The sequence below is a fragment of the Rhodococcus sp. 06-470-2 genome, from assembly GCF_002258235.1.
GTDB lineage: Bacteria > Actinomycetota > Actinomycetes > Mycobacteriales > Mycobacteriaceae > Rhodococcoides.
The window spans coordinates 412423-424915 of the sequence record NZ_NOYB01000032.1 but is presented as its reverse complement, the minus strand read 5'-3'; the positions used below and the strand labels follow the sequence as shown (position 1 = coordinate 424915).

Genomic DNA, 12493 nt, shown 5'->3' with positions numbered 1-12493 from the left:
CCGACCGATCTGTCGATGTTCGGCAACGACCCGTGGTGGTTGGTTGTCGGGAAGGCCTTGGCGGTCTTCGTGTTCCTGGTGCTCACGCCGCTGGTGGCGATCTACGCCGAACGCAAGATCATGGCGTGGATGCAGATGCGGGTCGGTCCCAACCGGGTGGGGCCGTGGGGCCTGTTGCAGTCGTTGATGGACGGGATCAAGCTGGCGCTGAAGGAGGGGATCACTCCGACCGGCGTCGACAAACCGATTTACGTTCTGGCTCCGATCATTTCGGTGGTTCCCGCGTTCATGGCCTTCGCGGTGATTCCGTTCGGGCCCGAGGTGTCGGTGTTCGGTACCACGACGCCACTGCAGATGACCGACCTGCCGGTCGGGGTTCTGTACATCCTCGCGGTCACGTCGGTGGGTGTGTACGGGATCGTGTTGGCAGGGTGGGCGTCGGGCTCGACGTACCCGCTGCTCGGTGCGCTCCGTTCGACTGCGCAGGTGATTTCCTACGAGGTCGCGATGGGCCTGTCGTTCGCGGCGGTCTTCCTGTACGCGGGCACCATGTCGACGTCCGGAATCGTTGCTGCGCAACAGAACACCTGGTACGTATTTCTGCTGCTGCCGTCGTTCCTGGTGTACGTGACGGCGATGGTCGGCGAAACCAACCGCGCTCCGTTCGATCTGCCCGAGGCCGAGGGTGAGTTGGTGGGCGGGTTTCACACCGAGTACTCGTCTCTTCGTTTCGCCATGTTCATGCTCGCCGAGTACATCAACATGGTCACCGTGTCGGCACTGGCGACCACGCTGTTCCTCGGCGGCTGGCGGTCTCCGATTCCGCTGAGTCTGTGGAGCGGTGCCAACTCGGGGTGGTGGCCCGTGCTGTGGTTCACCCTCAAGGTCTGGGTGTTCCTGTTCGTGTTCATCTGGCTGCGTTCGACGCTGCCGAGGCTGCGCTACGACCAGTTCATGAACTTCGGCTGGAAGATCCTCATTCCGGTTGCCCTCGTCTGGGTGATGGTGATCGCGACGGTTCGGGTCCTCGGGGCCGAGCGCTACGACGTACCACTGGTCACGTTCGGAGTGTCGATGATCTTCGCGGTGGCCGTGCTGGGTGCGCTGCTGCTGATGGTGCGCAGGCATGCACGGGAACGGAACGTGCCGCCTCCTGCATCTGTCGTCGAGTTCGATGCGTTGGCAGGCGGATTCCCGATACCTCCCATTCCCGAGCAGGGCTCGAATTTCCCGAGCCGGCACGCCGGTGTGCGCTCATCCGCCGCCAGGTCACCGAAGGAGAACGCCGATGCCTGAATTTCTCGGTCCCATAGCAGGTTTCGGGGTCACCTTCGCCACGATGTTCAAGAAGCCCGAGACGGAGCTGTATCCGGAGGAGAAGAAGCCCACCGAGATTCGCTACCACGGGCGGCATCAGCTCAATCGGTACGCCGACGGTCTCGAGAAGTGCATCGGCTGCGAGCTCTGCGCGTGGGCCTGCCCGGCCGACGCCATCTACGTCGAAGGAGCCGACAACACCGAGACCGAAAGGTACTCTCCGGGCGAGCGCTACGGCGGGGTCTATCAGATCAACTACCTGCGGTGCATCGGGTGCGGACTGTGTGTCGAGGCCTGTCCCACACGGGCTCTGACGATGACCAACGAGTACGAACTCGCCGGTGACAACAGAGCCGATCTGATCTACGAGAAGGACGCGCTGCTGGCCCCGCTGCAACCGCAGATGACCGCACCGCCGCACGCGATGGCGCCGGGCCTTACGTCCGAGGACTACTACCGGGGAGCCGTCACCGGCCACGAGTCAGGAGCCGAGTCCGCAGCCGAACCCGATGGTGGTTCGGTGCGATGAGTGCACCGGAAGCTGCGGTGCAGCTCGCCCTCGATGCCACGTCCACCGGTGAGGCCGTGCAGTTCTGGACCCTCGGTGTCGTCGCCGTCATCGGCGCACTCGGGGTGGTGATGAGCACCAAGGCCGTCTACTCGGCGTTGTTCCTCGCTGCCACGATGGTGGTGCTGGCCACCTTCTACATGGCGCAGGGAGCGCTGTTCCTCGGTGTCGTGCAGATCGTCGTCTACACCGGCGCGGTCATGATGCTGTTCCTGTTCGTTCTGATGCTCGTCGGGGTCGACACCTCGGAGTCGCTGACCGAAACTCTCCGTGGCCACCGCATCGCTGCCGTCGTCATCGGAATCGGCTTCGGACTGTTGATCATCGGGATACTGCTGCGCGACGCGGCCCGTGCCGGTCGGCTCGACTTCGCCGGTCTCGACGCCGCCAACTCGACCGGAAACGTCGAGGGCCTGGCAGAGCTGATCTTCGTCGAATACGTGTGGGCGTTCGAGTTGACCGGAGCACTGCTGATCACTGCCACGATCGGAGCGATGATTCTGGCGCACCGAGAGGTTCTGGGGCCGGTCAAGGGTCAGCGAGAGATGGCGCAGGATCGCTTCCGCGACGGCTCGAGGGTGACACCGCTGCCGAGCCCGGGAGTGTATGCCAGGCACAACGGGGTCGATCGCCGCGCCTTGTTGCCCGACGGAACCGAATCCGAGTCCTCCGTCAACGCCATGTTCGCCGATCCGCGGGTCGAGAGTGACGAACGATGAATCCGGAGAACTATCTCTACCTGTCCGTTCTGTTGTTCGCGATAGGCGCGGCGGGCGTCATCGTCAGGCGCAACGCCATCATCGTGTTCATGTGCATCGAATTGATGCTCAACGCAGTCAATCTCGCGTTCGTCACCTTCTCCCGCATGCACGGCAACCTCGACGGCCAGTTGTTCGCGTTCTTCACCATGGTGGTCGCCGCCGCCGAGGTGGTGGTGGGCCTGGCCATCATCATGGCCATCTTCCGATCCCGTCGGTCGATATCGATGGACGAGAACTCCCTGATGAAGAATTGACGGGGGCGCAGAAATGATGTCGATGCTGTGGCTTCTTCCGGCTCTGCCTGCGTTCGGTGCGGCGTTCCTGCTGCTCGGTGGCAGGCGTACCGACCGCTGGGGGCACCTCGTCGCGACGGCGGCAGCAGTGTCCTCGTTCGTCGTGGCCGCGGTGGTGTTCGGCTCGATGCTCGGTCGCGCCGAGTCGGGCCGCGCCCTCACCCAGACCTTGTTCCGGTGGGTTCCGGTCGACGAATTACAGGTCGAGTTCGGCTTGCGCGCAGATCAATTGTCGATCTGCTTCGTCCTGCTGATCACCGGGGTCGGTTCGCTCATTCACGTGTACTCCATCGGCTACATGAGTCACGACGCCGAGCGGCGTCGCTTCTTCGCGTACCTCAACCTGTTTCTGGCAGCCATGCTGCTGCTGGTTCTGGCCGACAACTTCCTCGGTCTCTATCTGGGGTGGGAGGGTGTCGGTCTGGCGTCGTATCTGCTCATCGGCTTCTGGCAGCACAAGCCGTCGGCCGCGTCGGCTGCCCGAAAAGCGTTCGTGGTCAACAGAGTCGGCGACATCGGCCTGGCGGTTGCGCTGATGATCATGTTCGTCAACTTCGGCTCCGTGCAGTACGACGACGTGTTCGCCGGAATCGGCGGGGCGAGCGAATCCGTGGCCACCGCCATGGCGCTGATGCTGCTGTTGGCGGCATGTGGAAAGTCGGCGCAGGTGCCGTTGCAGTCCTGGCTCGGTGATGCCATGGAGGGTCCGACACCGGTGTCGGCACTCATTCACGCGGCCACGATGGTCACGGCCGGGGTGTATCTCATCGTGCGCTCGGGACCGGTGTTCGAGGCGTCGCCTGCCGCCCGCGCGGCCACCGTCACCGTGGGGGCGGTTACCTTGCTGTTCGGTGCCGTCATCGGATGTGCGAAGGACGACATCAAGAAAGCGCTCGCGGCGTCGACGATGAGTCAGATCGGGTACATGGTGCTCGCGGCCGGGCTCGGCCCCTCCGGGTACACCTACGCCATCGTGCTGTTGATCTCGCACGGCTTCTTCAAAGCGTGCTTGTTCCTGGGCGCGGGATCGGTGATGCATGCGATGAACGACGAGACCGACATGCGACGGTTCGGCGGACTCCGCGTCGCGATGCCGATCACGTTCGTCACGTTCGGCCTGGGGTATCTCGCCATCATCGGACTGCCGCCGTTCTCCGGCTTCTTCGCCAAGGATCCGATCATCGAGGTCGCATTCGCCGCCGGGGGAGTGGCAGGCCCGATTCTCGGCTGCGTGACGTTGCTCGGTGCAGGCCTGACGGCCTTCTACATGACTCGGGTGATGCTGTTGACGTTCTTCGGTCCGAAACGCTGGTCCGCGCAGGCACACCCGCACGAGGCGTCGGCGACGATGACCGCTCCGATGATCGTGTTGGCCGTCGGCTCGGTGGCGTCGGGTGCCATTCTCGCGGTGGGCGGTCGCCTCGAGACATGGCTCGAGCCCGTGGTGGGATCGGCTCACGAGGAGCACGCGATTCCGGCTTGGGTCGTCACCGTCGCCGTCCTGGTGGTCGTTGTGGTCGGCGCGACCGTCGCCTACCGCAAGTACATCGTCGGTGAGGTTCCGTCGACGCCACCCGAGGACGTGTCGGCCGTGACCCGAGCCGCACGTGCCGATCTCTACGGAGACGCCTTCAACGAGGCGGCATTCATGCGTCCGGGACAGACCCTCACGCGCGCACTGGTGCACGCCGACAACGGTATCGACGCCGTCGTGGACGGGGTGGGTAGCTCGATCGGTGGTGCATCGACGCGGTCCCGGCGGCTGCAGACGGGATACGTGCGGTCGTATGCGTTGGCGATGTTCGCGGGAGCCGTTCTCGTGGTACTGATGGTGGTGGCTCTGTGACTCCCTGGTTGACCGTTCTCTGGGTGCTCCCGATGCTCGGCGCGGTCGTCGTCGCCCTGGTGCCCGCCGCTCGTCCGACCGTCGCGCGCAGTGTCGCAGTGGGTTTCGCTGCCGTGACCTTGGCCGTGTCGGTCGCCTTGGCAGTGTCGTTCGACTCCGGTGGCGATCGGTACCAGTTCGTCGAGGACCATTCGTGGATAGCGGCTTTCGGTGCGCGGTACACCCTCGGCCTCGACGGCATCGGCCTCGTGCTGGTGTTGCTCACCACCGTTCTCACGCCGTTGCTGCTCGTCGCAGGCTGGTACGACGGCAGTCGCGTCGCGCACTACGGCTCCCGTCGGGTGTCGCACACGTACATGGCGTTGATCCTGGTGGTCGAGTCGATGGTCGTCGTCTCGTTCCTTGCCTTGGACGTGTTGCTGTTCTACATCTTCTTCGAAGCGATGTTGATTCCGATGTACTTCCTCATCGGCGGCTTCGGGGGCAAGCATCGTACGCGCGCCGCGGTGAAGTTCTTGTTGTACAACCTGTTCGGCGGTCTGGTCATGCTGGCGGCCGTCATCGGCCTCTACGTGGTGACCGCGAGACCCGACGGGCCGTTCGACGGCGGCACATTCGATCTGCGCGTGATCGCCGACGCGGCGGCATCGGGCGGACTCGGAGTGGACCCGATGGTCCTGAACGCGCTGTTCCTCGGCTTCATGTTCGCTTTCGCGATCAAGGCACCGTTGTGGCCGTTCCATTCGTGGCTACCCGACGCCGCCGTTCAGTCCACGCCCGCGACTGCGGTTTTGATGATGTCGGTGGTGGACAAGGTCGGCACGTTCGCGATGCTGCGGTTCTGTCTCGAACTCTTTCCTGGCTCGTCGCAGACGTTCGCGCCGTGGATCATCGCTCTTGCGGTCATCGGCATAGTCTACGGCGCGATACTGGCGATCGGTCAGACCGACATGATGAGACTGATTGCGTACACGTCTATTTCGCATTTCGGGTTCATCATCCTCGGCATCTTCGCCATGACCGGTCAGAGTCAGGCCGGTGCCACGCTGTACATGGTCAACCACGGAATTTCCACGGCCGCCCTGTTCTTGATCGCGGGCTTCCTCGTCTCGCGTCGAGGGTCACGAGCGATAGCCGACTACGGCGGTGTGCAGAAGGTGGCACCGGTGCTCGCCGGCACGTTCTTGATCTCGGGACTTGCCACGCTCTCTCTACCCGGCCTCGCCCCCTTCGTGAGCGAGTTCCTGGTGCTGATCGGCACGTTCGGTCGATACGGAGTCGCTGCGATCGTGGCCGCCGGAGCCCTCGTGCTGTCGGCGATCTACGTACTGTGGCTCTACCAGCGCGTCATGACCGGGCCGGTCCGTGAAGACAACCGGGCGGTTCCCGATCTCGTCCGACGCGAGCTGGCCGTGGTGGTGCCGTTGATCGCGTTGCTGATCGTGCTCGGCGTCTACCCGAAACCGGCGCTCGATGTCATCACTCCGGCAGTGCAATCCACGATCGTCGACGGTTCAGGAGGTCAGCGATGACCACACCCGAGGTGCAGTACGGTCTGCTGGCACCGATGCTGATCGTGTTCTCGGTCGCAGTTCTCGGCGTTCTCGTCGAAGCGTTCGTGCCGCTGCGGGCCCGTCGGCTCATGCATCTGGGTCTTGCCCTCGCAGGACTGCTGGTAGCGCTGGCGGCGATCCTCGGTCTGGCCGGAACCGAGGCGTCGGCGATGAACGGGGCGGTCGCGATCGACGGCCCTACCCTTTTCCTGCAGGGAACCATTGTGCTGGTGTCGATTCCGGCAGTCGCACTGCTGGCGGAGCGCACCGTTGCAGTCACCGGGGTCGGTGCCGAGCGCCGGATCGATTCGTTCACTCCACAGGCATCGACCACTCCGGGCAGCGTGGCGGAGAGGGAGGCCATCGATGCAGGCGTCGCCCAGACGGAGGTATTTCCTCTGGCGATGTTCGCGATCGGCGGGATGCTGCTGTTCCCGGCGTCCACGGATCTGCTGACGATGTTCGTGGCGCTGGAAGTGCTGTCGCTTCCGCTGTATCTGCTCTGTGGACTCGCCCGACGGCGGCGGCTGCTCTCACAGGAAGCGGCTCTGAAATACTTTCTGCTGGGCGCGTTCTCGTCCGCGTTCTTCCTGTTCGGAGTCGCGTTCCTGTACGGATACGCCGGAACCGTTCGGTTGGACGGCATCGCCGACGCCATCGCGGTGGACGGTCCGGGCAGATCGCTCGCGCTGATCGGAACCGCCTTGCTCGCAGTGGGTCTGCTGTTCAAGGTCGGCGCGGTGCCCTTTCATTCGTGGATTCCCGACGTCTACCAGGGTGCACCGACGCCGGTGACGGCGCTGATGGCCACGGTGACCAAGGTCGCGGCGTTCGGTGCGATTCTTCGCATCTTCGGAATGGCTCTGCCCGGTCTCGACTCGAGTTGGCGACCGATGCTGTGGGTGGTCGCCATCGCGACGATGGTGCTGGGTTCCGTTGTCGCGGTGACGCAGACGGATGTCAAACGGATGCTGGCGTACTCGTCCGTTGCACACACCGGATTCATCCTCACGGGAGTGACGGCACTGGGTGATTCCGGTGATGGGGGTGACGCCGGTGTGTCGGCCACGATGTTCTACCTGGTGGCGTACGCCTTCAGCACTCTCGGAGGGTTCGCGATCATCGGGTTGGCGCGCGACGAACGCGGTGAGGTGAGCGATCTCGATCGGTGGGCGGGAATCGGCCGTCGGTCACCGCTGGTGGCGGCGGTGTTCGGGTTGTTTCTGCTCTCGTTCGCCGGGATTCCACTCACCAGTGGGTTCATCGGCAAGTTCGCGGTGTTCAGTGCTGCCTCCGGTGCAGGCGGAGCGGCGCTGGTCGTGGTCGGTGTGGTGTGCAGCGCGATTGCGGCGTTCTTCTACGTGCGGGTGATCGTGCTGATGTTCTTCACCGATCCGGGAGAGACGACCGCCACGATCGTGCGCCCGACTGCGTCGGTGTCGTGCTCGATAGGGGTCTCGGTGGTGGTCACCGTCGCTCTCGGAGTCTTTCCGCAGCCCGTTCTCGACCTCGCTGCGCGTGCCGCGAACTTCCTGTAGCTCTTACTTCGCGGACTTCATTCGCTGCTTCCACGTGTGCGAGCCGGTACCGACCGGTAGTCCGCCGATTGCTCCCGCAAGGCCGAACGCGGGCATGTTGACGTAGATCGCCTCGCTGTTCTGTGCTGTGGCGGTATAGGTTTCGTGCCACACGCCGACGTGGCGGGTTGCGGCCACCGATCGATTGAAGGCACGCCAGGCGGGTGCATGTGGTGCGTCGGGATCGGAGGCGAATCGCGTCAGATCCTCGGCAGTGCGCCAATAGCTGACCAGCATGGTGGTGCGCCCCAGCCACGAGTGGTAACCGAGCAGCCCGGAAGCGGGATCCTGCTCGAGATGGCCGAGCATCCGCGGCATCGCGCGCACCGCGGGTAACCAGGAGCGAACGGCCACCGGATTGTTGATCCGCATTCCGATGAGGAAGACCGTGACGGTGTCTCGTTCGAATTCGACCGTCCGTCGGCCGTCGATGATGGGTGGCATGACGTGTTCCCGTCTGTTCGGTGGGTGAAGCATTATGTGACACCGTTATAAAACACCGTTGTGATAGGTTCCGCAAGTGGCGAGACCCAGAATTCACGACGAGCAGTTGCGGACCCGGCTACTGGAGGCCGCGGCGGAAACCGTTGCGCACCACGGCGTCGACTCGTTGTCGCTGCGTAAACTGGCCGCTGCACAGGGCACATCCACAACGGCGATCTATTCGCTGTTCGGCGGACGTACCGAGCTGCTCGTGGCACTGTTCGCCACCTCGTTCGCGAGTTTCGGTGACTCCCAGCGCCGGGTTCCGGTCACCGGCGATCCCGAAGTGGACCTACGCGAGCTCGCCGTCGCCTACCGCACCTGGGCACTGGCCAATCCGCATCTGTACGCGGTGATGTTCGGGGGAGTGCTCGGTTCGATCGATGTTGCAGACGAGGCGCATCGCGCGGACGCGGCCATGGATCCGCTCCGCGCTGCCGTGTCGAGCGCCGTCGCGGCGGGAACCATGGCCGGGGCGTCGGTCGAGTTGATCAGCCACTCGTTCTGGGCGATCGTGCACGGATTGGTGTCGCTCGAATTGGCAATGCCCTCGACCGCCGACGACGAGACTCGTCGGGCGATGTTCGACGCGGGAGCGGAGTGCGTGCTGCGCGGGTGGACGCGTCAGTAGGTGCGCGGTATTCCGAGAATCTTGGTCGCATCCACGGTCATACCCAACCGCGCCGTCGGAGCGAGTGTGGGCAGGTCCGGGACATCGTCGACATCGACGGTCGCAGCGCCTATCACGTCGGATCCGGCGATCTCGAAGTCCGACATCGCGCGCCGTAGGTGGCTCGGAGTCGTTGCCAGCACCAGATTCTCGACGCCGATCTCGGCTGCCAGTGCGGTGGTGCGCTGTGCGTTCTGCACCGTCGAATTCGCGGTCGATTCGGTGTGAATGCGATCGGCCGCGATGCCTTCGTCGACGAGCCATCGGTGCATGGCCTCGGCCTCGGTGATACCGCTCTGCGGGTTCCCGCCGGTGACGACGATGGGGGACTCGGGGGAGCGCTCCGCCGCGGCGACGGCCGAGCGTAGACGTGCCACCAACTCGTCTGTCATGCTGCCGTCACCCTCCAGCCCCAGCCCGAGCACCACGATCGCGGTACGCGGTCCGTCGGTGGTCGGAGCGAAATCGATTGTCTGCGTGGCGGCTTCGTCGATGATGGCGATGGCGCGATCGACTGCATCGGCCAGGGTTGGAGACAGGCCGCGCAGGCGGGTCCTGTGCTCCGTCAGAGCAGCGGTATCGGCGGTCGCGTTGGCATAGAACGTCTGCAGAGCTGCCACGTTGGCGTCGTCCGGGGCAGCGGTTGCGAGCGCATCGAGTGCCGCGAAACCGGCGTCGTAGCGCCCCTTCACCAATGCACTCTGCGCGTCGTTGTAGCGCTCCGCGTCGGCCGAACGGACCGTTTCGGCGACGGTTGCCGGGGCCGAGGCCTCGGGCGCGGCAACCGCCGAGATCGAGCCGAACCCGACAGCGAGCGCGGCGGCGCAGGACACCACGGCAACGCGAACGGTCGGTCGTACTCGGCCTTGTCGCACTACTGACGTCCTCTTCGAGCGGTGACGGGTTTCCGCCACCCTAGCTCAATTCGGTGCCGGTGTGACTGGTGTGAGCAGAGTTGTTCGAGTTACATGAATGTACTTCTGAGCAGGGACTTCTTCCGTCACAAAGTGACCGGGGCGCGTCCGCGATCGGCGGGTTCGATGGTCACCTCGGCATCGGGAAGAAAAACGCGCTCGGTCGTCGTGGTGCCGTCGACGCCGTCGGTCACGGTCACCGCCACGTTCTCGGCGACCTGGCCTGCGCTTTCGATGAACCCGGTCGCGACACCCTCTTCTATGAGCAGGTGATCACCCACCAGGAGAAGAAGCTCGTCCGCCGTCACCGTTCGTCTGCCGCCCACATCTTCGATAGTCATGAATCCCACCGTAATGCGCGGCGCTGCACAGCGCCGTCGCATGTTCGACAATCTCTGCATGACCGAACGGCGGAAGACATGGACAGCGCCCACACCCGAACAGGTCACGGGTCCGCTCGTCGGCGACGAGCGGCCGATTCTCGAAGGAATGCTGCAGTGGCATCGAGCGACACTGCTCAACATCTGCGCCGGTGCCGACGCCGAACAGTTGGCGCGGCGACCGTTTCCGCACTCGACGCTCTCCCTGCTCGGACTCGTGCGTCATCTGGCGAAGGTCGAACGCATCTGGTTCCGAGAGCGACTGGAGTCGATGTCGTTCGCTCCGATGTACGACGCGGCGTTCGGTAAGGACTCCGACTTTCTGGGCGCGACCGAGTCCGGGGCCGAATCCGACTTCGCGCGATTCTCCGCCGAGTGCGGTGCCTCGGACGAGATCGCGGCCCGGCACTCGTTGGACGATCTGGTCGACTCGCGCGGTGGGCCGATGTCGCTACGGATGGTCTACGTGCACATGATCGGTGAATATGCCCGGCACAACGGACACGCGGACATCATCCGCGAACAGATCGATGGAGTCATCGGCCGTTGAGGGCATAGCGTAGACACACCACCCGACCCCCTACGAAAGAAGGTGTTTCGGTGACCGATTCCGATGCAGCACTCGATCCGACCTCGCTGCGCCCGTCGTTGTACATCGACGGACAGTGGCAGGGGGCCGGTGACGGCGGTACCAGAGACATCGTGAACCCAGCGGACGGCAGCACGGTCGCCGTGGTGGACGAGGCCACGCCGGACGACGCTCTGCGGGCGGTGGCAGCCGCGCGAGCGGCGTTCGACGACGGACCGTGGCGCTCGGTCACGGTGGCCGAGCGCCGCGATCTGCTGAACCGCATCGCCGATCTGCTCCAACGCGACAAAGCGACGTTGGCGCGCATCGAGACCCTCGACACCGGAAAGACATACGGCGAGAGCGAGATCGACATCGACGACGTGACGTCGGTCTTTCGCTTCTACGCCGATCTCGCTGTGGTGCAGGCCGATCGTCTGATCGACGTCGACCGACCCGAAATCCTGAGCCGTGTGGTGCACGAGCCCATCGGTGTCTGCGTCATGATCGCACCGTGGAACTACCCACTGCTGCAGATCTCGTGGAAGATCGCCCCCGCGTTGGCAGCCGGCTGCACCATGGTGCTCAAGCCGAGTGAGGTGACTCCGCTGTCCACCATCGCGTTCACCAAGCTGGTGGAAGAAGCCGGAGTACCGGCCGGTGTGGTCAACCTGCTGCAGGGCAGCGGCGCGGTTCTCGGGGACGCGCTCACCAGGAACCGCGACGTCGACTTCGTCTCGTTCACCGGCGGACTGGCGACGGGCAGACACATCCTGGCCGCGGCGGCCGAGAACGTCACCAAGGTGGCCGTCGAACTCGGCGGCAAGAATCCACACATCGTGTTCGCCGATGCGGTGGCCGACGAACAGGCGTTCGCCGACTCGGTCGACAACGTCCTGACCGGAGTTTTTCTGCACTCGGGTCAGGTGTGTTCGGCAGGCACTCGACTCATCATCGAGGAATCGGTCGCCGACCGCTTCGTCGCTGCGGTGGCCGAACGGGCGAAAACCATCGTCATCGGCCCGGGCATGGACCCGGCGAGCGAGACCGGTCCACTGGTGTCGCAGGCACAGCGAGAGAAGATCGAAGCCTTCGTGGCGACCGGCGTCGAGGAGGGCGCGACGCTGGTCATCGGCGGAACGAAGCCGGACGATCCGGCCCTGGACAAGGGTAGCTATTTTCTGCCGACGATCTTCGACCACTGCAATCGGTCCATGAATATCGTGCAGGAGGAGACATTCGGGCCCATACTCACTGTGGAGCGCTTCGGCACCGAGGCCGAAGCACTCCTGTTGGGTAACGATACGAATTACGGTCTCGCCGCGGGAGTTCGGACATCGGACGCCGCGCGAGGCGAACGGATGGTCCGTGGGCTTCGCCATGGCACGGTGTGGCTCAACGACTTCGGTGTCTACACCGCTGCCGCGGAATGGGGCGGCTTCAAACAGTCCGGCAACGGACGCGAGCTCGGACCGTCCGGAATGTCCGAATACCAAGAGGCAAAGCATATTTGGCACAACACCTCACCCACCGCGGCGGGGTGGTTCGGTACCCGATAGCGAA

The 12493-nt window shown here is 64.3% G+C and carries 13 protein-coding genes; 10 read left to right on the top strand and 3 right to left on the bottom strand.

All coding sequences use genetic code 11. The features are described 5' to 3' along the window. Positions 1–15: 15 nt before the first annotated feature. Genes nuoH through nuoN form a run of 7 tightly spaced genes read left to right on the top strand, consistent with a single transcriptional unit; the run spans position 16 to position 7876 of the window. Complete coding sequence (nuoH, locus tag CH276_RS17595) at positions 16–1296, top strand: NADH-quinone oxidoreductase subunit NuoH (RefSeq protein ID WP_094631823.1); 1281 nt, start codon at positions 16–18, stop codon at positions 1294–1296. Continuing rightward, on the top strand, positions 1289–1846 hold the full coding sequence (gene nuoI, locus CH276_RS17590) for an NADH-quinone oxidoreductase subunit NuoI (RefSeq protein WP_094631746.1): 558 nt from the start codon (positions 1289–1291) through the stop codon (positions 1844–1846). The genes nuoH and nuoI overlap by 8 nt, the downstream gene beginning before the upstream one ends. Next, positions 1843–2604: an NADH-quinone oxidoreductase subunit J gene (locus CH276_RS17585; RefSeq protein WP_094631745.1), complete on the top strand. Its 762-nt coding sequence runs from the start codon at positions 1843–1845 to the stop codon at positions 2602–2604. The genes nuoI and CH276_RS17585 overlap by 4 nt, the downstream gene beginning before the upstream one ends. Continuing rightward, on the top strand, positions 2601–2900 hold the full coding sequence (nuoK, locus tag CH276_RS17580; protein ID WP_032397862.1) for an NADH-quinone oxidoreductase subunit NuoK: 300 nt from the start codon (positions 2601–2603) through the stop codon (positions 2898–2900). Before CH276_RS17585 ends, nuoK begins: the two co-directional genes overlap by 4 nt. Before the next feature lie 13 nt (positions 2901–2913). Next, entirely contained in the window at positions 2914–4785 is a 1872-nt protein-coding gene (gene nuoL / locus CH276_RS17575; RefSeq protein WP_176459296.1) for an NADH-quinone oxidoreductase subunit L, read from the top strand. A gap of 32 nt (positions 4786–4817) precedes the next feature. Next, positions 4818–6317, top strand: a complete 1500-nt coding sequence (locus CH276_RS17570; protein ID WP_441344243.1) for an NADH-quinone oxidoreductase subunit M — start codon at positions 4818–4820, stop codon at positions 6315–6317. Continuing rightward, on the top strand, positions 6314–7876 hold the full coding sequence (gene nuoN / locus CH276_RS17565; RefSeq protein WP_094631743.1) for an NADH-quinone oxidoreductase subunit NuoN: 1563 nt from the start codon (positions 6314–6316) through the stop codon (positions 7874–7876). Before CH276_RS17570 ends, nuoN begins: the two co-directional genes overlap by 4 nt. A gap of 3 nt (positions 7877–7879) precedes the next feature. On the opposite strand, the gene CH276_RS17560 is transcribed toward nuoN, so the two are convergent. Continuing rightward, entirely contained in the window at positions 7880–8359 is a 480-nt protein-coding gene (locus CH276_RS17560) for a DUF4188 domain-containing protein (protein ID WP_094631742.1), read from the bottom strand. A gap of 76 nt (positions 8360–8435) precedes the next feature. Between CH276_RS17560 and CH276_RS17555 the strand changes: the two genes are divergently transcribed. Continuing rightward, positions 8436–9029, top strand: coding sequence for a TetR/AcrR family transcriptional regulator (locus CH276_RS17555; RefSeq protein WP_094631741.1), 594 nt, complete (start codon positions 8436–8438; stop codon positions 9027–9029). Here CH276_RS17555 and CH276_RS17550 read toward each other — a convergent pair. Both CH276_RS17550 and CH276_RS17545 read right to left on the bottom strand, forming a co-directional pair. Beyond that, positions 9023–9943: a YdcF family protein gene (locus tag CH276_RS17550; RefSeq protein WP_094631740.1), complete on the bottom strand. Its 921-nt coding sequence runs from the start codon at positions 9941–9943 to the stop codon at positions 9023–9025. The genes CH276_RS17555 and CH276_RS17550 overlap by 7 nt on opposite strands. 125 nt (positions 9944–10068) lie before the next feature. Beyond that, positions 10069–10323: a hypothetical protein gene (locus CH276_RS17545; RefSeq protein ID WP_032398387.1), complete on the bottom strand. Its 255-nt coding sequence runs from the start codon at positions 10321–10323 to the stop codon at positions 10069–10071. A 58-nt stretch (positions 10324–10381) separates the two neighbouring features. Between CH276_RS17545 and CH276_RS17540 the strand changes: the two genes are divergently transcribed. Both CH276_RS17540 and CH276_RS17535 read left to right on the top strand, forming a co-directional pair. Continuing rightward, positions 10382–10912, top strand: a complete 531-nt coding sequence (locus tag CH276_RS17540; RefSeq protein WP_045199857.1) for a DinB family protein — start codon at positions 10382–10384, stop codon at positions 10910–10912. Between the two features lie 50 nt (positions 10913–10962). Further along, on the top strand, positions 10963–12489 hold the full coding sequence (locus tag CH276_RS17535; protein WP_045195472.1) for an aldehyde dehydrogenase family protein: 1527 nt from the start codon (positions 10963–10965) through the stop codon (positions 12487–12489). The last annotated feature ends 4 nt before the right edge of the window (positions 12490–12493 follow it).

Excerpts from the sequence above, each read along its gene's own strand:
- nuoL (WP_176459296.1), top strand. The coding sequence starts at position 2,914 with ATGATGTCGATGCTGTGGCTTCTTCCGGCTCTGCCTGCGTTCGGTGCG.
- CH276_RS17545 (WP_032398387.1), bottom strand. The coding sequence starts at position 10,323 with ATGACTATCGAAGATGTGGGCGGCAGACGAACGGTGACGGCGGACGAG.
- nuoI (WP_094631746.1), top strand. The coding sequence starts at position 1,289 with ATGCCTGAATTTCTCGGTCCCATAGCAGGTTTCGGGGTCACCTTCGCC.
- CH276_RS17585 (WP_094631745.1), top strand. The coding sequence starts at position 1,843 with ATGAGTGCACCGGAAGCTGCGGTGCAGCTCGCCCTCGATGCCACGTCC.
- nuoK (WP_032397862.1), top strand. The coding sequence starts at position 2,601 with ATGAATCCGGAGAACTATCTCTACCTGTCCGTTCTGTTGTTCGCGATA.
- nuoN (WP_094631743.1), top strand. The coding sequence starts at position 6,314 with ATGACCACACCCGAGGTGCAGTACGGTCTGCTGGCACCGATGCTGATC.
- CH276_RS17570 (WP_441344243.1), top strand. The coding sequence starts at position 4,818 with ATGCTCGGCGCGGTCGTCGTCGCCCTGGTGCCCGCCGCTCGTCCGACC.
- CH276_RS17560 (WP_094631742.1), bottom strand. The coding sequence starts at position 8,359 with ATGCCACCCATCATCGACGGCCGACGGACGGTCGAATTCGAACGAGAC.
- CH276_RS17540 (WP_045199857.1), top strand. The coding sequence starts at position 10,382 with ATGACCGAACGGCGGAAGACATGGACAGCGCCCACACCCGAACAGGTC.
- nuoH (WP_094631823.1), top strand. The coding sequence starts at position 16 with ATGTTCGGCAACGACCCGTGGTGGTTGGTTGTCGGGAAGGCCTTGGCG.